Source organism: Streptomyces sp. NBC_00569, assembly GCF_036345255.1.
Taxonomy (GTDB): domain Bacteria; phylum Actinomycetota; class Actinomycetes; order Streptomycetales; family Streptomycetaceae; genus Streptomyces.
Window position 1 is genome coordinate 6,756,919 of sequence record NZ_CP107783.1, and the last position, 18,570, is coordinate 6,775,488.

The following is an 18,570-nucleotide window of genomic DNA, read 5'->3' on the forward strand; positions in this document are numbered from 1 at the left end:
CTCGGGGCTCCTTGTCAGGCCGTCTGCGTGTCCGCCGCGGCGGAGGAGTGCTCGGCGATCAGGGCGCGGGCTGCGTCGAGGTCGTCGGGGGTCTTGAGGGCGAGGGTCTTCACACCCGGCAGGGCGCGCTTGGCGAGACCGGTGAGGGTGCCGCCCGGGCACACCTCGACGAGCGCGGTCACGCCGAGCTCCTTGAAGGTCTCCATGCACAGGTCCCAGCGGACCGGGTTGGCCACCTGGCCGACCAGGCGCGAGACGACCTCGGCACCGGTGGCGACCGTCCGGCCGTCCTTGTTCGACACGTACGCGACCGTGGGGTCGGCGGGCGTCAGGGCCTGGGCGGCCTCTTCCAGCTTCGCCACCGCGGGAGCCATGTGGCGGGTGTGGAACGCGCCGGCCACCGTCAGCGGCACGACCCGGCGTACGCCCTCGGGCTTGTCGGCCTCGAGCGCGGCGAGCTCCTCAAGGGTGCCCGCGGCCACGATCTGGCCGGCGCCGTTCACGTTCGCCGGGGTCAGACCCAGCTTTTCCAGGTGCGCGACGGTGACCTCCGGGTCGCCGCCGAGCAGGGCGGACATACCGGTCTTGGTCACGGCGGCCGCATCGGCCATGGCCAGGCCGCGCTTGCGCACGAGCTGGAGGGCGGCGGTGTCGTCGAGAACCCCGGCGAAGGCCGCCGCGGTGATCTCGCCGACGCTGTGGCCCGCGACGGCGTCAGGAGCGATGTCGCCGAGTGCGGCGGCCGACAGGAGTCCGGCCGCGACGAGCAGAGGCTGAGCGACGGCCGTGTCACGGATCGCGTCCGCGTCGGCCTGCGTGCCGTAGTGGGCAAGGTCGAGCCCGATGGCGTCCGACCACGCGGCGACGCGGTCTGCGGCACCGGGGAGGTCGAGCCAGGGAGTCAGGAAGCCGGGCGTCTGAGCGCCTTGGCCGGGAGCGACGAGTACGAGCACTCTCACACTCTCTCTTGTGGACGGCCACGGCCGCCCGTGGGGACAGGGACGAAGAACCGAAGGGGGAATTGTAGGCCCCCGACAAAAGGCTACGACTGAGGATCTGCGTCAGCGAGGCGCCCCAGGATCAGCGCGATCCTCAGCGTGAACGCCGACCTGACATCGGAGGGTGACCAGCCGGTGACGTCCGTCACACGTCGAAGCCGGTAGCGGACGGTGTTCGGGTGGACGAAGAGCATCCGGGCCGCTCCCTCAAGGCTGCTCGCCTGTTCCAGATAGACGCTGAGCGTCTCCAGAAGAGCCGAGCCGGCCTCCTCGAGCGGTCTGTAGATCTCCTCCACCAACTGCTCGCGCGCGGCAGGGTCGCTCGCGATCGCCCGCTCCGGAAGGAGATCATCCGCCAGAACGGGGCGCGGAGCGTCCTGCCACGCCCCGCACGCCTTGAGTCCCGCGGCCGCGGCCTGCGCCGACCTGGTGGCGGCGAGCAGGTCAGGCACCACGGGACCGGCCACCACAGGACCCGCCGCATACGGGCCGATCAGCGACTTCGCGACCTGGAGCGGATTGTTGTTGCCACCCGCGATGACGACGAGACGGTCCCCGAGCACCCCGGTCAGGACCTGGAGCTTGGCGTGCCGGGCGGCCCGCCGGATCGCCTCGACCGTCAGCTCGCTGTCCCCTTCGGGAGCGGTGCCGAGCACCACACACACGTGCTCCGGCGAGTTCCACCCGAGCGCCGCGGCCCTGCTGACGGCACCCTCGTCGGCCTCGCCGGAGAGAACCGCGTTGACCACCAGGGACTCCAGGCGGGCGTCCCACGCGCCCCGCGCCTCAGCCGCCTGCGCGTAGACCTGGGCGGTCGCGAATGCGATCTCCCGTGCGTAGACGAGCAGCGCCTCACGCAGGATCGACTCGTCGCCGGGCGCCGCCACCTCGTCGATCGCGGATTCCATGACCTCGATGGTCGTGCGGACCATCTCCACGGTCTGGCGCAGTGTGATGGCCCGGGTCAGCTCGCGCGGAGCGGTGCCGAACACGTCGGTCGAGATCGCCTGCGGGGCGTCCGGGTGCCGGAACCACTCGGTGAAGGCCGCGATACCGGCCTGAGCGACCAGCCCGATCCAGGAGCGGTTCTCCGGTGGCATCGCCCGGTACCACGGCAGCGTCTCGTCCATGCGCGTGATGGCCTGCGCGGCGAGGCTCCCGGACGACTTCTCCAGGCGCTTCAGGGTCGCGGAGTGCGGGTGGGGGTTCGCACGGTGGTCGCGATGGTCCGGGGCTTCGTTCGCTGAGGGTTCGGGCACGGGGACAAGACTGCCTTATCGGGACGGCTCAGCGGCGTGGAGGGTGCAAGGTGGCCGCGCGGACGTCCCCGTCCGGGGGTCTACCGTGTACGGCGTGATGGATGTACGTCGCTCCGGCGACCGGTACCCCGGCGGCGAGCCGGACGCCGGAATCGAGTCGTTCCACGCCTTCTCCTTCGGGCCCCACTACGACCCCGACAATCTGCGCTTCGGATCGATCCTGGCCTGCAACGAGGAGCGCCTCGCGCCGGGCGCCGGCTTCGACGAGCACCCGCACAGCCACACCGAGATCGTCACCTGGGTCGTCTCGGGCCGGCTCACCCACCGCGATTCGACGGGACACGAGTCCGTGGTCGCACCCGGCGATGTGCAGCGCCTCAGCGCGGGCGGCGGAGTGCGCCATGTCGAGCGCAACGACGGCCCCGACCCGCTGGTCTTCGTCCAGATGTGGCTCGCTCCTCTGGAGCCGGGCGGCGACCCGGTCTACGAGGTCGTGCACGGCATCGCCGACTCCACCCCCTACGACGTGCCCGAGGCCGGCTCCCTGCTGCATGTGCGCCGCCTCGGACCGGGAGAGCGAGCAGCCGTCCCGGACGCGGCCCAGGTGTACGTCCATGTCGTCCACGGTGAAGTGGTGCTCGGTGGCGAGGAGTTGGGGCCGGGCGACTCGGTCAGGATCGCCGGGGAATCCGGTCTCGAGGCCGTGGCGTCAGGACCGGCGGAACTGCTGCTGTGGGAGATGGCCGCCCGCTGAGGTCTCCCTTGCGAACGGCCGCGCGCCCCTCAGGTGGCATCCATCACGCCCTCACACCTCGGCGAGCACCGCGTCCGTGAAGGGGGGCCAGACCTCGGCCGCCCATGGTCCGAAGGCCCGATCGGTCAGCGCCACACACGCGACACCCGCGTCGGGGTCGACCCACAGGAACGTGCCCGACTGCCCGAAGTGCCCGAACGTCCGCGGCGACGACGAACTGCCCGTCCAGTGCGGCGACTTGGAGTCCCTGATCTCGAACCCGAGGCCCCAGTCGTTCGGATTCTGGTGCCCGTACCCCGGCAGTACGCCCTTGAGGCCCGGGTACTGCACGGTCATCGTCTCGGCGACGGTACGCGGATCGAGCAGCCGGGGAGCCTGCACCTCGGCTGCGAACCGTGCCAGGTCGTCCACCGTCGACACCCCGTCCTTGGCGGGCGAGCCCTCGAGGGTGGTCGAGCTCATCCCCAGGGGCTCGAGAACCGCTTGGTGGAGATACTCCGCGAACGGGATCTCCGTCGCCTTCGCGATGTGGTCCCCGAGCACCTCGAACCCCGCATTCGAGTACAGCCGTCGTGTGCCGGGCGCCGATGTCGCCCGGTGCTCGTCGAAAGCGAGACCGGAGGTGTGCGCGAGGAGGTGACGCACCGTGGAACCCTCCGGTCCGGCCGGGTCGTCGAACTCGATCGCGCCCTCTTCGTAGGCGACGAGGGCCGCGTAGGCGGCGAGCGGCTTGGTGACCGAGGCCAGCGGGAAACGATGGGCCGTCGGGCCGTGCGCCCCGAGGACTGTGCCGTCCGCGCGGACGACGGCTGCGGCGGCGGTCGGTACCGGCCAGTTCTCGATCATCGCAAGGCTCTGCATGGCCACGAGCCTAACGGGCCCCGCGAGAACACCCGCCTACGCCCACGGGCCGGGCCGAACCGTCGCCCGGGCGGAATCACATCCGTGGACGCCGTCCGGAATTCCTCCCCGATGTGCTTGCTTGGAGTGCACTTCAACGTTCTAGCGTGGGGGCATGACGGTGATGGAGACCACCCCCGCACCCGGCAAGGCCGATGTCTGCGCATCGGGCCCCACCGCTCACCCGCGCCCGGACGGCCAGGACCACTACACGATCAGCGAGGTCGTGGCCTTCACTGGACTGACCGCCCACACACTGCGCTGGTACGAGCGGATCGGGCTCATGCCCCACATCGACCGCTCGCACACGGGCCAGCGCCGCTACAGCAACCGCGATCTCGACTGGCTCGCCTTCGTCGGCAAGCTGCGGCTGACTGGGATGCCGGTGGCACACATGGTGCGCTACGCCGAACTCGTGCGGGTCGGCGAGGACACGTTCGAGGAACGCCGCGAGCTTCTCGAATCGACGCGCAGGGACGTGCTGTCCCGGATCGCCGAACTCCAGGACACCTTGTCCGTACTCGATTTGAAGATCGACTTCTATGCGGGCGCCCGGCGGGCGTCGGAGAGGGCCTGAACCGCATGAGCAGCACGGAGCAGACGCAGCACACGGGGGAGCCGCAGCGGATTTCCACTGTGGAGTTGGGAAACAACGGGCCCTTGGTGGGCGCGCAGGGCCTCGGCTGCATGGGCATGAGCTGGGCCTACGGTCCGACGGACGCCGACGAGGCGCGGGCCACCCTGGAGCGGGGCCTGGAACTCGGCGTCACCTTGTACGACACCGCCGACGCCTACGCCGCCGGCGAGAACGAGAAGTTCCTTGCTCCCTTCCTCAAGGCGCACCGTGACGAGGTGGTGCTGGCCACCAAGTTCGCCCTGGGCGTGGACCCGAGCGACCCCACGAAGCGCATCATCAACAACGATCCCGCGTACATCCGCGCCTGCATCGACGCCAGCCTCCAGCGTCTCGGCGTCGACACCATCGACCTCTACTACATGCACCGCCGCGACGTGACCGTGCCGATCGAGGAGACCGTCGGCGTGATGGCCGAACTCGTCGCCGCCGGCAAGGTCAAGCATCTCGGCCTCAGCGAGGTCACCGGCGGAGAACTGCGCGCCGCCCAGGCAGTCCACCCGATCGCCGCCCTCCAGTCCGAGTGGTCGCTGTTCAGCCGCGACATCGAGAAGGAGGTCGTGCCGACCGCCGCCGAACTCGGCGTGGCCCTCGTGCCGTACTCGCCGCTCGGGCGCGGCTTCCTCACCGGCTCCTTCGTCAGCGCCGACAAGGAGCTCGATCCCGACGACTTCCGCCGCCAGCAGCCCCGCTTCACCGGCGACAACGCCGCCGCCAACGCGGCTCTGCTCGAGCCGGTGCGCCAGGTCGCCGAGGCCCATGGTGCCTCCCTCGGCCAGATCGCCCTGGCCTGGGTGCAGCAGCAGTCGCAGGCTTTCGGGCTCCCCGTCGTCCCGATCCCCGGCACCCGCAAGCGCAGCCGCATCGAGGAGAACGCCGCGGCCACCCGCATCACCCTCACCGACGAGGAACTCGCCCTGGTCGCCCCCATCGCCTCCCAGGTTGCGGGCAACCGCTACGCCGACATGACCTTCACCTCGGCGGGGCGCGAGTAACACCCCGAGGTCATCTGCCTGGTCCGTCGCCGGGGGCATCTCCTGCCCCGGCGGCGACCGGCCGGCACCTCACGCGAGCCCCAGGGCGAACACGGCGAACCCCGCTGCGAGCAGCCCGGCCATCGCCCGCCGCACATGCGTGGCCCCCTTCCAAGGAGCCTCGAAGCCCCGCGTGTACCTGCCGATCAGCACGAGCAGCGCCGCGAGGACCGGAAGCCACGCGATCCTCGCCGCAATCCAGCCCAGCGAGTCCGGACTCGTCGTCAGCCCCGGTATCGTGCCGGCGAAGGAACCGGGTATCGCCGCTGTCAGCAGCGCCGTCTGATGCCAGCAAAGGATCGTCATCGCCGAGAGGTTGATGACGACGACCGGCGCCCACAGCGCGGGCCGCCGCAGCAGTCTGCCGATCCGGTCCCGCAGGAGCATCGCCGCACCGCTCTGCGCGGCCGCCAGCGCGAGCACCAGCAAGGACGGCGGATGGGAGTTCGTCCGCGCTTCGCCCGGCACGCCCACCATCGACTCCGGGTAGTGGAACGCGAGGAGCAGCGTCGCGAACAGGGCGGCGCCACCGATCAGCAGCGCCCACGCGCCACGCCTGCCGATCCTCTTCTCGCCCCAGCAGACGCCCAGTTGGTAGGCGAACATCCAGCCGGGGAGCAGATTGAGCAGGCTCAGCCAGGACGGCATGGCGTCCGCGTACGGTCCGTAGCGCAGGAAGTCGATCACGGCTACGGACCCGAGCAGCGGTGCCGCCGCCCACGCCCCCAGTGTGCGGGCGGCGCGTACGCAGTAGGGCGTGAGCGCGGTGATCACCGTGTAGACGCCCACGAACCACAGTGGCTGTATCACCAGCGTCGATCCTGTGTGGAGGGTCTTCTCCGGCACCCCGAGCGCGTACAACGCGGGGATCAGCGCGGCGCATACCGCCGTCACCCCGAGGACCGGGCGGCCCAGGCGAGCCAGCCGGCCACGCAGCCAGGCACTCGTCGACCCGCCCGCCTCCAGTGTCCGCCGGTACGACAGAACAGATGCGTAGCCCCCCACCAGGAAGAAGACGCCGAGCATCTGCAGCACCCAGCTGATCGGGGCGAGGAATCCGAAGGAGGACAGCGGGCTCGCATTGTGCAGCGCGCCCTCGCCGTCGAGGGAGAAGCCGCCGAGGAGCCAGTGGCCCATGGGTACGGCGAGCAGCGCGAGCGCGCGCAGTCCGTCGATCGCCCGGTCCCGGTGGGCCGGTGTCTTCGCGTCGATGGCGGACGCGGTCCTGCGCAGGGTCGTGATACTCATGACGTGGCTCCGGTGGCGATGCGGGTGAAGGCGCGCAGCGAGTCCGTGCCGGGCGCGAAGTAGCCGGTGTGGCCCTCGGCGTGGTGGGCCGGAATACGGCGGGCGCCGAAGGAGGCGTCGGTGGGGTCGGTGCCGTGGCCCAGCCCGAACAGCTCGACGTTCGGCACGCGGCCGATCCAGTCGCTGTCGTCCCGCGCGGCCCAGACGCGGGCCTTGGTGCGCAGATCGGCCACCGTGTCCGCGCGCAGACCCGGGGAGCCGAGCACCACGAGGTCGGACGCGGGCAGCCGGGCGGCGGAGAGTCCACAGACCACCGATCCGTAGCTGTGGCAGAACACTGCGGGACGCGGCGCGCCCGAGGCCGTCAGGCCCTGGACGAAGCGGGTCAGCCTCGGTGCGCCCGCCTCGGCGAGCCGGCCGGTGGCGGCGTCGGGGCCCAGGCCGACAGGCGTCGTGTACCCCACCCACGCCACGACCGCGGTGCGGCCGCCCGACGCCTCGTGCAGCGAGCGGGCCATCCCCGCCGGGGTGCCGTACGGATCCTTGGCCCGGTCGAAGGAGCTCAGGTCGATGTCCGAGCCGGGCACGACGACGGAAACATGGCCGGCGACCGCCAAGTCCCCGAACACCTCGGCCACTTGACCGCGACCTCTCGGGTCGAAGGCCAGTATCTGTCGCCCGGGCTCGAGAAGTTCGGTGTATCGCGTGACGAGGAAGCGGGCCTGCGCACGGTCCTGGGACGTGAGCGACGCGTCGCGCGCACGCACCCGGACTCGGTCGCGCTCGGCTTTCAGCGCACGGGTGTTGGCCTCGTAGCGAAGGTCCGCCGGAGCGCCGTCCAGATTGCCGACCACCGTCGGATGCCGCTCGACCAGCTGCTGTCGCTCGGCGGCGTCCAACCCGCGGAAGAACGCTGTCACCCGGACCGGCTTCGCGGTCCCCGGATCGGGCAGCCCGCCACCGAGCGCATGGTCCGCACGCCACGATGCCGCGCCGGGCGGCGGCCCGGTGAGGGGGCTCTGCTCGCTGCCGACGGCCCAGCCCGTCGTGCCCGCCACGACAGTCGTCGTGAGCGCGGCGGCGACCAGAGTCCTACGGCCGCGTTGTTTCCATGAGCGCAGGCGCATCGCCCGTCTCCCCTCCGTCCGGTGGCGTGACGAGGGGAAGGTAAGGAGACGACGCCCGGCTCCACGTCACACCGGGGAGCCAACTCTCGGGTGATACCCGGGTATTCGGAGGTGCTACTCAGGTAGGGGGTGCGCCGCGAAGACCCGCGCTGACCTGGGCGCGGCGGGTGATACCGGAGCCCGGGCCTATTGGTCGCCGGGCGTGACGAGGCCGGTCTCGTAGGCGAAAATCACGGCTTGCGCCCGGTCTCGCAGCCCCAACTTCGCCAGCACGCGGCCGATATGGGTCTTCACGGTCTGCTCCGCGAGCACCAGCTTCTCCGCGATCTCCTGATTGGACAGGCCCCGGGCGATGAGTTCGAGGACCTCGGTCTCGCGTGGCGTCAGACAGTTCAGCTCCGGCGAGCGGTCCCTGCGGCCGGAGGGGCGCTGCCTCGCGATGTCCTCGATGAGCCGACGCGTGACCGTCGGGGCGAGCAGCGCCTCCCCGGCGGCCACCACACGCACCGCCGCGATGAGATCGGCCGGTGGGGCGTCCTTGAGGAGGAATCCCGAAGCGCCCGCGCGCAGTGCCTCGTACACATAGTCGTCCACGTCGAACGTGGTGAGCATCAGGACCTTGGGGCGGTGGATCACGCCCGGTGGAGGGTCGAGGAGCGCGCGGGTCGCGGCGATCCCGTCCATCTCGGGCATCCGCACGTCCATGAGGACGACATCGGGATGTGTGGTCCGGCTGATCTCGACACCCTGCTTGCCGTCCGGAGCCTCGCCCACGACGTCGATGTCGCTCTGCGCGGCCAGCAGCGCGGCGAACCCCGCTCGCACCATGGCCTGGTCGTCGACGATGATCACGCGGATGGTCATGCGGTGCCGAATTCCTTTACGACGAGGGGGAGTCGGACTCGGTCAGCGGGAGCCGGGCCGCGACGCGGAAGCCTCCCCCGGGCAGCGGGCCCACGTCGAGCGTGCCGCCGACCAACCGTACGCGCTCGTGCATCCCTACGAGACCGTGTCCCGTGCCGGTCGTCTCCACGGGCGACGCGTGCTCGCCCGCCGGGCCGTTGACCACGATCACCAGCAGGGCGTCCTCGTCTTTGGAGACGGAGATCTGCGTGCGGGCACCCGGAGCGTGCCGCACGACATTGGCCAGGGCCTCCTGCACGATGCGGTATGCCGACAGGTCCACCGCGGGCGGTACATCGGTCAGCTCCCCGACCAGGGTCAGCTCAGGCATCGACAACTCCGCCGGGACACCGCCCCGCACCGTGGCCTCCACCAGTTGCTGAAGTCGGCCGAGGCCCGGCTGGGGCGCACGTTCACCACCCGACGCGTCCTCGCTGCGCAGCACCGCGAGGAGCCGCCGCATCTCACCGAGTGACTCCCTGGCTCCCGCCGCTATCGAGCCGAACTCCTCGCACGCCTCGGGCGTCAGGCCCTGGAGCCGGTACGGAGCGGAGTCCGCCTGCACCGTGATCACCGACATGTGATGAGCCACGACGTCGTGCAACTCCCGTGCAATACGAGCACGTTCCTCAAGAAGGGTGCGCCGGGAACGCTCGGCCTCATTGATCGTCTCCTGCTCGACGAGCCTGCGCTGCGCTTCCCCGCGCTCGCGCAGCAACGCCCCGAACAGCAGCACCCCGCCGCTCAGCACGATCATCAGCACGCTCGTGGCCTGGCTGTCCGAGGGGCGGAACATGTCGAGGACGAGTCCGGACAGCACCGTGACCAGCCAGACCCCCAGGACCGTGCGTCTGCCCTCCCGCAGGGACAGGGCGAAGCACAGGGCCAGATATCCCACGATGACCATGGGGGTCCAGGGCGCGGCGTGATGGGAGGCCGAACCCTGGATGACGATCGCTCCGACGATGTCCGCGGCGATCACGATGCCCCACGCGAGCAGCGGCCGACTGACGGCGAGCATGAGGGGAGCAGCCTGTGCGACCGCCAGGGCGCCGGCGAGACCACCGGGGACCCCGTAGTCGTTCGACAGGACCTGAGTGGTGACCGGGATCAGTGTGGCGACGAATCCCAACGCGATCACATAAGGGACCAGCCGCACCCAACGCCTTGACGACCGGCCGAGCAGAGGCTCGGCCGGTCCCGTGGGAGCGGCGAGCGATGCCCCGGCCGCCCGCAGCCCGCCGAGGACGGTGGCGAACACGCGGCGCAGGCCCCCCGGCGGTGCGGCCTTGCCGTCCGGCGGGCGGGGCTCCTGGTCGGGTGCAGTCGATGTGGTGCTCATGGCCTGCTCAGCGTAGGCAACAACCACCCGCGGCGCCGTCATACCGAGGAGCTCACCCGACCCCGTACCCAGGTATGACATGAGGGGCCGTCGACGGAGCACCGACCTCGTCGAGGCCACCTGCGACCGGCCACACCCGGGGCCGCACGCCGTGCCGGGGCGCGCCACGAGGCCGCCCTACAGTTCCGCCAGCAGCTCGGCCTTCTTCGTCGAGAACTCGGCGTCGGTGACGAGGCCGGCCTGGTGCAGCTCGCCCAGGTGACGGATGCGGTCGGCGATGTCCGCGGGGTCACGCCGGGCGGGGGAGGCGCCGGACGCCGGCACGGCCGAGCCCTCGGCCCGTACCGCGGCGAGGATGGACGCGGCGAAGGGCAGCGACTCGTGCACGGGCCCGTACCCGAGGCCGAAGATCACGGCGGCCGGGTCCTGGTCGGCCTGGGCGGGCTGCTCGGACGTGTCGCGGCGCAAGAGTCGCAGATGGCCCTCGAAGACCTCGGGCGAGCGCCATTCGACGCCGCTCAGATCCGAGACGGGAAAGCTCTTGTCGCCGGCCTTCCACTTCGCGGACGACGCCCCGGTCCAGAACCATCGGAAGGCCACGGACTTGCCGTCGAAGGAGGCCTTGCCGTCGTAGGCCTTGAAGTGCAGCGGCGCCTCGGGTGCCGCCACCAGGTAGCGGGCCGACGGCGCGCCGCCGGCCGGGGTCAGCACGCCGCGCAGCTCGTCCGCGTAGTACTCGGCGAGTGTCTGGCGCTCGCCGGGCAGGACGAGCCGGTAGGGGTCGCACCCCTCCTTGAGCTGTCCCGCGGCTGCGTCCATCAGCGGATCGGCGCCCGGTCTCGGCACGGCGCGCAGGACGACGGTCCCGCGCTTGCCGGGAGTGAGTGTCACCGCCGCGATCGCCTCATAGGGGATGCGGCGCTCACCGAGTGCATTCAGCAGCTTCGGCGTGCGGATTCCCCGTTCGAAGCGGATGAGCACGGAGTCGGACTCGAACTCCCAGGCGGCATGAAATCCGGCCAGTACGTCACCCATGCGGCTCATCGTATGCGGCACGCGCGCCTCCGTCCCCTGTTGCGTCGTGCCCCTGTTTCACCGATTTCTACGCGCGTCAGGCAGACGCGGCGCCGGAAGATCCGTCACGACAGGTGTCATGCCCGCTCGCGCAGCGCAGGGTGCGGTACGAGCCGACCCCGATGTCGGCGAAGTTGCTGAGACTCTCCGTACCGGGCTCGAAGTAGCCGGTGTGTCCATGCGCGCCGGCTGCTGACAGGACCCGGGCGCCGAATCCCCGGGAGACGGGGTCGGCGCCGTGGCCGATCCCGCCGACCTCCAGGTACGGCACGTCCTGAATCCAGTCGTCGCTGTCCCGCATCGCCCACACGCGCGCGTGGGTACCCAGTTTCGAGGCCTTCCCGGCGCGCATGCCGGGGCTGCCGGCGACCGCTATGTCGCTCACCCGGGACGGCAGCTTGTGTGCGGCGACACCACACACCACGGAGCCGTAACTGTGGCAGTACAGGGCCACGGGGGAGCGACCGGGCAGGGCGCGCACCAGGGCGTTGAGCCGGGTGGCGCCCTCTTCCGCGCGCATCGCGGTGGCCGCGTCGACGCCGAGACCCGCGGGCGTCGTGTAGTCGGCCCAGGCGATCACAGCGGTCCGTGTGCCCGGTCCGGCGGCGCGCTCCGCGTCGTACAGGGAGCGCGCCATGCCGACGGGCGCCGAGTACTTGCGGAAGGTCCGCTGGAACGTGAGGAGGTTGGTGTCGACCCCGGGAACCACGATCGAGACGCGCTGGGCCTTGTCGAGGTCCCCGAAGACCTCGGCGACGCGGCCGGTGCCCAGGGGATCGAAGGCAAGGATCTTGCGGTCGGGGTTCATCAGCGACGCGTACCGGTTCATGCGCTGGCCGGCGTCGCGCTGTCCCGCGGTGGAGAGCCGGTTGTCGTGCGTGCTCTTCCGCGCCACCTTGCGTGCCTGGTCGAGGGCGATGCGGTTGGCGCGGTAGCGCAGTTCCACCGGCGCGCCGTTCATGTTCCCGACAGCGAGCGGGTAGTGGGTGACGAGCCGGGTGCTCTGCTGGCTGGTGAGTGAGGCGAAGAACTGCGCGAGGCGGGCGGGAGAGCCGTCCGGGTCCGGCAGGGCGCGCCCGTTGAGCTGGCCGTGTTCCCACGCCGTGATGGCGGCGTTGACCGGCGAGGTGACGCCCTTGTGGCGCACGGCGGTCCAGCCGGTGGTCGCCAGCATGACGAACACGACGGCCAGAGCGAGCAGTGCGCGCCAGACGCTGAGTTGCGGGGATGAGTCGAAGGAAGTCACTGCGGGACACCCTAGGAGAACCGCAGACCAACCCGCGAAATCGGTGAGGCAGATCACGTTTCTGGTGGGTCAATTGGGGCAAAACGGACCTAGCTCAGGTGGTGTCATCACGCTCTGTAGGTGCCGATTTCGCCCCTCGCGCACGGGAGTGCACGGTCGGTCACTCCGTGCGCCACTTCCCTGCCAACACCGGCCCCAGCTGGTCGAGATACGACTCCGTGACCTCGCGGATCGACGCGACGCTGATGTCCTCACCGGCGCCCCACAGCCGCCCGGCCATGCGCATCACGCCACTGAACGCGGCCACTGTCACGCGGGGGCGCGGATCCGCCTCCACGTCGACGCCCTCACGCTCGGCGATCACCCGCGCGATCTCCTCCTCCAGTTCCGTGGAGCGGCGCAGGTGGACGGCGATCAGGGAGGGGGTGGATTCGATCATCTGGTAGGTGCGCATGTGGAGTTCGACCGGAACGACCTCCTCGATGGGCTCGCCGAGGGTGTCCCAGGCGTCGAGCACGGCTCCGCGCAGGGCCTCGAACGGGCTGTCGGCCGCGGGGCGTTCGCGCAGGAGGGTGACGAAGCGGGACTCCACCATGTCCTGGACCGCGAACGCGGTCTCCTCCTTGCTGGTGAAGTACCGGAAGAAGGTGCGCTGCGAGACGTCGACGGCCTCCGCGATTTCGTCAACCGTCGTGCGGTCGTACCCCTTTGTGGTGAAGAGTTCCAGTGCGGAGCGCAGCAGGGCGTCGCGGGTGCGCTGCTTCTTGCGTTCCCGTAGTCCTGAATGCGCTTCCCGCGTCTTCACTCGCGCCCCTCTTTGCGTCTGTTTGCCCAGCTCAGCTTACCTGTGAGCAATGTGACAGTTACCGACTTGTGAATCCGTTTGTCAACTGTCAGTCACTGTCATTAGCCTCGGATGCATGACTAGTCAGACCACCGTCGACAAGGCGGACAAGGCTCCGGAGCCCGTGTCCGTTCCGGCCCCGGCCAAGGGGCTTCGCGGCCACCCCTGGCTGACGCTGTTCTCCGTCGCGATCGGCGTGATGATGGTCGCCCTCGACGGCACCATCGTGGCCATCGCCAACCCGGCCATCCAGAAGGACCTCGGCGCGAGCTTCGCCGACGTCCAGTGGATCACCAACGGCTACTTCCTCGCCCTCGCGGTCACGCTGATCACTGCCGGCAAGCTCGGCGACCGGTTCGGCCATCGGCAGACGTTCCTCATCGGCGTGATCGGATTCGCCGCGGCCTCGGGGGCCATCGGCCTGTCGGACAGCATCGCCCTGGTGGTCACCTTCCGGGTGTTCCAGGGCCTGTTCGGCGCGCTGCTCATGCCAGCCGCGCTGGGCCTCCTGCGGGCCACCTTCCCCGCCGAGAAGCTGAACATGGCGATCGGCATCTGGGGCATGGTGATCGGCGCCTCGACCGCGGGCGGCCCGATCCTCGGTGGGCTGCTCGTCCAGCACGTCAGCTGGCAGTCCGTCTTCTTCATCAACGTCCCGGTCGGCGTCATCGCCCTCGTCCTCGGACTCCTGATCCTCAAGGACCACCGCGCCGAGAACGCGCCGCGATCCTTCGACATCCTCGGCATCGTGTTGCTCTCCGGCGCGATGTTCTGCCTGGTCTGGGCGCTCATCAAGGCCCCCACGTGGGGTTGGGGCGACGGCCTGACCTGGACGTTCCTGGCGGCCTCCGTGCTGTGCTTCGCGCTCTTCGCGATCTGGGAGACGCGCGTCAAGGAGCCGCTGATCCCGCTGGCCCTGTTCCGGTCGGTGCCGCTGTCGGCCGGTGTGGTCCTGATGGTGCTCATGGCCATCGCCTTCATGGGCGGGCTCTTCTTCGTCACCTTCTACCTGCAGAACGTGCACGGCATGAGCCCTGTCGACTCCGGTCTGCACCTCCTGCCGCTGACCGGAATGATGATCGTGGGCTCTCCGCTGGCGGGCGCGATGATCACGAAGGTGGGTCCGCGTATCCCGCTCGCCGGCGGCATGCTGCTCACCGCCGTCGCCATGTACGGCATGTCCACGCTGGAGTCGGGCACGGGCAGCGGCATCATGTCGCTGTGGTTCGCCCTCCTCGGCCTGGGCCTCGCTCCCGTCATGGTGGGCGCCACCGAGGTCATCGTGGGCAACGCCCCGATGGAGCTCTCCGGTGTCGCCGGCGGCCTCCAGCAGGCCGCCATGCAGATCGGCGGAAGTCTCGGCACCGCCGTGCTCGGCGCCGTGATGGCCTCGAAGGTGGACAACGACCTCGCGGGCAACTGGACCGACGCCAAGCTCCCGCCGCTCACGCCCGCTCAGCTGGACCAGGCGTCCGAGGCGGTCCAGGTCGGCGTGGGCCCGGTCCCGAAGGGCACCCCTGCCGTGCTCGCCGAGAAGATCACCTCGGTCGCGCACGACACCTTCATCTCCGGCATGAGCCTGGCCTGCCTGGTCGCCGCGGGCGTCGCCGTCGTGGCGATCTTCGTCGCGCTGCTGACCAAGCGTGGGGCGAACGCGGAGGCGGGCGCGGGGGCCGCACACATCTAGCGCGCATCGGGGGAAGCGCCTCTCGGAGGACGGCCTCGTCGGGGGCGGCAGCCATCGGGAAGACAGCCCCTCGGAGGAAACCCGCAGATCACCCCGAACCACCCCCGCACGCACCCGGAAGTGCCCTCAGGGAAATCCTGGGGGCATTTCGCTTATCCGGGTGATCTGCTCCGTCAGCTCTTCCCGCCCGATCGCCCACCGGTTCAGAGTGCAGACAAGTGACCGGCACGACACGGGGGTTGATCGATATGAGTACGAGGATGCGCGCCGCGATGGGTACGACGCTTCCGCTGACGGTCGCGGCCGCGCTGGCGGCCGTCGTGCTGACGCCGGTTCATGCGGGCGCCGCCGCCCCGCCGACATCGGGGAACTGCGCGGCGGGGGAGCTGTGTCTGTGGGAGAAGCCGGAGTTCAAGGGGCACCGGCAGGCATACGAGCTGTCCGGGATCGACATCGAGAGCTGCGTCGCGCTGCCGGAGGGGGGCAGCGCGCAGGCTCTCGCCAACCGCACCGGACGGCCGGTCACGGCCTACCAGTCCGCCGAGTGCGCCGAGACGGGAGAGTTCCAGACCTATCCCGGCAGCGGCACATGGGCACCCCAGTCCCCTTACCGGGTACGGGCGTTCAAGGTCTGGGAGCGCTGAGATGAAAGAGAGCGAGGTGCGATGCGGCCCCCGTGGCCGCACCGCACCTCGTACCTCTACGACAGTCGGGACCTGGTCCCTACGCGTCGCCGCCCGCAGCGCCGGGGTCGGCCGCCGTGACGTCGAGGAGCTGGTAGCGGTCGATCGCCTGCTTCAGGACCGAGCGGTCGACCTTGCCGTCCCGGGCCAGCTCCGTGAGGACACCCACCACGATCGACTGGGCGTCGATGTGGAAGAAGCGCCGGGCAGCGCCGCGCGTGTCCGCGAAGCCGAAGCCGTCCGCGCCGAGCGACTGGTACGTGCCCGGTACCCAGCGGGAGATCTGGTCGGGCACGGACCGCATCCAGTCGGAGACCGCGACGAACGGACCCTCCGAGCCGGACAGCTTCTGCGTGACATAGGGGACGCGCTGGTCCTCGTCGGGGTGCAGCAGATTGTGCCGTTCCACGTCGACGGCCTCGCGGCGCAGTTCGTTCCAGGAGGTCGCCGACCAGACGTCCGCCTTGACGTTCCACTCCGTGGCGAGGATCTGCTGCGCCTCCAGGGCCCACGGCACCGCGATACCCGAGGCGAGGATCTGCGCCGGGATGGTGCCCGAAGTACCCGGGCTGAAGCGGTGGATGCCCTTGAGGATGCCCTCCACGTCGACATCGGCGGGCTCGGCCGGGTGCTGCAGCGGCTCGTTGTAGACGGTGAGGTAGTAGAAGATGTCCTCGCCGTGCGGGTGCTCGGCGGTGGCGCCGTACATCCGCTGCAGACCGTCCTGCACGATGTGCGCGATCTCGAAGCCGAAGGCCGGGTCGTAGGCGACACAGGCCGGGTTGGTCGAGGCGAGCAGCTGCGAGTGACCGTCCGCGTGCTGCAGACCCTCACCGGTCAGGGTCGTCCGTCCGGCGGTCGCCCCCAGCACGAAACCGCGCGCCAGCTGGTCGGCCATCTGCCAGAACTGGTCGCCGGTGCGCTGGAAACCGAACATCGAGTAGAAGACATAGACCGGGATCAGCGGCTCGCCATGCGTCGCGTACGCCGACCCCGCGGCGATCAGCGAGGCCGTGCAGCCCGCCTCGGAGATGCCGTCGTGCAGCATCTGGCCCGTCGGCGACTCCTTGTACGCGAGCAGCAGCTCGCGGTCCACGGACTCGTACTGCTGGCCGAGCGGGTTGTAGATCTTCGCGCTCGGGAAGAACGAGTCCATGCCGAACGTGCGGTACTCGTCCGGCGCGATCAGCACGAAGCGGCGGCCGATCTCCTTGTCCCGCATCAGGTCCTTGAGCAGCCGGACGAACGCCATGGTGGTGGCGATCGACTGCTGGCCGGAGCCCTTCTTCACACTCGCGTACGTCTTGTCGTCGGGGAGAGCCAGCGGCTTGGACCGCACGACGCGGGTCGGCACATAGCCGCCGAGCCCGTGCCGGCGGTCGTGCATGTACTGGATCTCCTCCGAGTCACGGCCCGGGTGGTAGTACGGCGGGGCGCCGCCCTCGAGCTGCTTGTCGGTGATCGGCAGGTGCAGCCGGTCCCGGAAGCCCTTGAGGTCGTCGACCGTCAGCTTCTTCATCTGGTGGGTCGCGTTGCGGCCCTCGAAGTTGGGGCCGAGGGTCCAGCCCTTGACCGTCTGCGCCAGGATGACCGTCGGCTGGCCCTTGTGCTGCTTGGCCGCCTGGAAGGCCGCGAAGATCTTCTTGTGGTCGTGCCCGCCGCGCCCCAGGTGCAGGATCTGGTCGTCGGTCATGTTCTCGACCATCGCGCGCAGCCGGTGGTCGTCACCGAAGAAGTGGTCACGGATGTACGAGCCGGGCTCGGTGGCATACGTCTGGAACTGGCCGTCGGGCGTGGTGTTCAGCTTGTTCACCAGGACGCCGTCGCGGTCCTGCGCGAGCAGCGGGTCCCAACTGCGGTCCCAGACCAGCTTGATGACGTTCCAGCCGGCGCCGCGGAACTGCGACTCCAGCTCCTGGATGATCTTGCCGTTCCCGCGCACGGGTCCGTCGAGGCGCTGCAGGTTGCAGTTGACCACGAAGGTCAGGTTGTCGAGGCCCTCACGGGCCGCGATCGACAGCTGGCCGAGCGACTCGGGCTCGTCCATCTCGCCGTCGCCGAGGAACGCCCAGACGTGCGACGCGGAGGTGTCGGCGATGTCGCGGGCCTGCATGTAGCGGTTCATCCGCGCCTGGAAGATCGCGCCCAGCGGGCCGAGGCCCATGGAGACGGTGGGGAACTCCCAGAAGTCCGGCATCAGCCGGGGGTGCGGGTACGACGACAGGCCGTACGGGGCCTTCGACTTCTCCTGGCGGAAGGAGTCGAGCTGGCCCTCGGTCAGGCGGTCCAGGAGATACGCGCGGGCGTAGATGCCCGGCGACGCGTGGCCCTGGAAGAAGATCTGGTCGCCGCCCTTGCCGTCGTCCTTGCCGCGGAAGAAGTGGTTGAAGCCCACGTCGTAGAGCGAGGCGGAGGAGGCGAAGGTGGCGATGTGGCCGCCTACCCCGATCCCGGGGCGCTGGGCGCGGGAGACCATCACCGCGGCGTTCCAGCGGGTCGCGTTCAGGACCTTGCGCTCGATCTCCTCGTTGCCGGGGAAGAAGGGCTCGTCCTTGGTCGCGATCGTGTTGATGTAGTCCGTGCTGCGCATCTCGGGCACGGCCACACGCTTCTCGCGGGCGCGCTCGATCAGCCGGAGCATCAGGTAGCGGGCCCGCTCCCGCCCGCGCTCGTCAACGGCTGCGTCGAGGGAGTCGAGCCATTCCTGGGTCTCTTCGGGATCGAAGTCCGGGACCTGGCTGGGGAGGCCGCCAATGATGATCGGATTGCGATCGGATCCGGAAACCACGCTGTTCCTTCACTGTCGGTCGAGATGTGCAATTGGGGTGCAATGCGGC

The 18,570-nt window shown here is 70.0% G+C and carries 16 protein-coding genes; 5 read left to right on the forward strand and 11 right to left on the reverse strand.

The genetic code is table 11. The features are described 5' to 3' along the window. Positions 1-14 precede the first annotated feature (14 nt). Both OHO83_RS30340 and OHO83_RS30345 read right to left on the reverse strand, forming a co-directional pair. Complete coding sequence (locus tag OHO83_RS30340) at positions 15-953, reverse strand: ACP S-malonyltransferase (protein WP_227300322.1); 939 nt, start codon at positions 951-953, stop codon at positions 15-17. An 89-nt stretch (positions 954-1,042) separates the two neighbouring features. Further along, positions 1,043-2,257 carry a PucR family transcriptional regulator gene (locus OHO83_RS30345; protein WP_266670200.1) on the reverse strand — a complete coding sequence of 405 codons (1,215 nt, stop codon included), beginning with the start codon at positions 2,255-2,257 and terminating at the stop codon, positions 1,043-1,045. A 97-nt stretch (positions 2,258-2,354) separates the two neighbouring features. Between OHO83_RS30345 and OHO83_RS30350 the strand changes: the two genes are divergently transcribed. Then, positions 2,355-3,011, forward strand: coding sequence for a pirin family protein (locus OHO83_RS30350; protein WP_329437905.1), 657 nt, complete (start codon positions 2,355-2,357; stop codon positions 3,009-3,011). Between the two features lie 51 nt (positions 3,012-3,062). On the opposite strand, the gene OHO83_RS30355 is transcribed toward OHO83_RS30350, so the two are convergent. Further along, positions 3,063-3,872 carry a serine hydrolase domain-containing protein gene (locus OHO83_RS30355; protein WP_330280018.1) on the reverse strand — a complete coding sequence of 270 codons (810 nt, stop codon included), beginning with the start codon at positions 3,870-3,872 and terminating at the stop codon, positions 3,063-3,065. 154 nt (positions 3,873-4,026) lie between these two features. On the opposite strand from OHO83_RS30355, the gene OHO83_RS30360 reads away from it, so the two are divergent. Then, positions 4,027-4,488: a MerR family transcriptional regulator gene (locus OHO83_RS30360; protein WP_266670198.1), complete on the forward strand. Its 462-nt coding sequence runs from the start codon at positions 4,027-4,029 to the stop codon at positions 4,486-4,488. Between the two features lie 5 nt (positions 4,489-4,493). Continuing rightward, the gene (locus OHO83_RS30365; RefSeq protein ID WP_330280019.1) at positions 4,494-5,540 is read left to right on the forward strand and encodes an aldo/keto reductase; all 1,047 of its coding nucleotides are present in this window, start codon (positions 4,494-4,496) and stop codon (positions 5,538-5,540) included. 69 nt (positions 5,541-5,609) lie between these two features. On the opposite strand, the gene OHO83_RS30370 is transcribed toward OHO83_RS30365, so the two are convergent. From OHO83_RS30370 to OHO83_RS30400, 7 genes are all read right to left on the reverse strand, one after another. Then, the gene (locus OHO83_RS30370; RefSeq protein WP_266670194.1) at positions 5,610-6,827 is read right to left on the reverse strand and encodes an acyltransferase family protein; all 1,218 of its coding nucleotides are present in this window, start codon (positions 6,825-6,827) and stop codon (positions 5,610-5,612) included. After that, positions 6,824-7,954, reverse strand: a complete 1,131-nt coding sequence (locus OHO83_RS30375) for an alpha/beta hydrolase (protein WP_266670192.1) — start codon at positions 7,952-7,954, stop codon at positions 6,824-6,826. The genes OHO83_RS30370 and OHO83_RS30375 overlap by 4 nt, the downstream gene beginning before the upstream one ends. A gap of 186 nt (positions 7,955-8,140) precedes the next feature. Further along, positions 8,141-8,818: a response regulator gene (locus OHO83_RS30380; RefSeq protein WP_266670190.1), complete on the reverse strand. Its 678-nt coding sequence runs from the start codon at positions 8,816-8,818 to the stop codon at positions 8,141-8,143. A gap of 16 nt (positions 8,819-8,834) precedes the next feature. Then, a complete protein-coding gene (locus OHO83_RS30385) occupies positions 8,835-10,199 on the reverse strand; it encodes a sensor histidine kinase (RefSeq protein WP_329435395.1) in 1,365 nt (454 codons plus the stop codon). A 177-nt stretch (positions 10,200-10,376) separates the two neighbouring features. Then, the gene (locus OHO83_RS30390) at positions 10,377-11,234 is read right to left on the reverse strand and encodes a DUF4429 domain-containing protein (RefSeq protein ID WP_330280020.1); all 858 of its coding nucleotides are present in this window, start codon (positions 11,232-11,234) and stop codon (positions 10,377-10,379) included. Positions 11,235-11,310: 76 nt separating this feature from the next. Continuing rightward, positions 11,311-12,519 carry an alpha/beta hydrolase gene (locus OHO83_RS30395; RefSeq protein WP_329435399.1) on the reverse strand — a complete coding sequence of 403 codons (1,209 nt, stop codon included), beginning with the start codon at positions 12,517-12,519 and terminating at the stop codon, positions 11,311-11,313. 160 nt (positions 12,520-12,679) lie between these two features. Beyond that, a complete protein-coding gene (locus OHO83_RS30400; protein ID WP_266670182.1) occupies positions 12,680-13,324 on the reverse strand; it encodes a TetR/AcrR family transcriptional regulator in 645 nt (214 codons plus the stop codon). Between the two features lie 115 nt (positions 13,325-13,439). Between OHO83_RS30400 and OHO83_RS30405 the strand changes: the two genes are divergently transcribed. Together OHO83_RS30405 and OHO83_RS30410 are read left to right on the forward strand one after the other, a co-directional pair. Continuing rightward, a complete protein-coding gene (locus OHO83_RS30405; protein ID WP_266670180.1) occupies positions 13,440-15,050 on the forward strand; it encodes an MFS transporter in 1,611 nt (536 codons plus the stop codon). A 272-nt stretch (positions 15,051-15,322) separates the two neighbouring features. Next, positions 15,323-15,694, forward strand: a complete 372-nt coding sequence (locus tag OHO83_RS30410) for a peptidase inhibitor family I36 protein (RefSeq protein WP_266670177.1) — start codon at positions 15,323-15,325, stop codon at positions 15,692-15,694. 79 nt (positions 15,695-15,773) lie between these two features. Here OHO83_RS30410 and aceE read toward each other — a convergent pair whose 3' ends face one another. Then, positions 15,774-18,521 carry a pyruvate dehydrogenase (acetyl-transferring), homodimeric type gene (aceE, locus tag OHO83_RS30415; protein ID WP_266670175.1) on the reverse strand — a complete coding sequence of 916 codons (2,748 nt, stop codon included), beginning with the start codon at positions 18,519-18,521 and terminating at the stop codon, positions 15,774-15,776. Positions 18,522-18,570 lie beyond the last annotated feature (49 nt).

Excerpts from the sequence above, each read along its gene's own strand:
- OHO83_RS30350 (WP_329437905.1), top strand. The coding sequence starts at position 2,355 with ATGGATGTACGTCGCTCCGGCGACCGGTACCCCGGCGGCGAGCCGGAC.
- OHO83_RS30355 (WP_330280018.1), bottom strand. The coding sequence starts at position 3,872 with ATGCAGAGCCTTGCGATGATCGAGAACTGGCCGGTACCGACCGCCGCC.
- OHO83_RS30360 (WP_266670198.1), top strand. The coding sequence starts at position 4,027 with ATGACGGTGATGGAGACCACCCCCGCACCCGGCAAGGCCGATGTCTGC.
- OHO83_RS30365 (WP_330280019.1), top strand. The coding sequence starts at position 4,494 with ATGAGCAGCACGGAGCAGACGCAGCACACGGGGGAGCCGCAGCGGATT.
- OHO83_RS30370 (WP_266670194.1), bottom strand. The coding sequence starts at position 6,827 with ATGAGTATCACGACCCTGCGCAGGACCGCGTCCGCCATCGACGCGAAG.
- OHO83_RS30375 (WP_266670192.1), bottom strand. The coding sequence starts at position 7,954 with ATGCGCCTGCGCTCATGGAAACAACGCGGCCGTAGGACTCTGGTCGCC.
- OHO83_RS30380 (WP_266670190.1), bottom strand. The coding sequence starts at position 8,818 with ATGACCATCCGCGTGATCATCGTCGACGACCAGGCCATGGTGCGAGCG.
- OHO83_RS30385 (WP_329435395.1), bottom strand. The coding sequence starts at position 10,199 with ATGAGCACCACATCGACTGCACCCGACCAGGAGCCCCGCCCGCCGGAC.
- OHO83_RS30390 (WP_330280020.1), bottom strand. The coding sequence starts at position 11,234 with ATGGGTGACGTACTGGCCGGATTTCATGCCGCCTGGGAGTTCGAGTCC.
- OHO83_RS30405 (WP_266670180.1), top strand. The coding sequence starts at position 13,440 with ATGACTAGTCAGACCACCGTCGACAAGGCGGACAAGGCTCCGGAGCCC.
- OHO83_RS30410 (WP_266670177.1), top strand. The coding sequence starts at position 15,323 with ATGGGTACGACGCTTCCGCTGACGGTCGCGGCCGCGCTGGCGGCCGTC.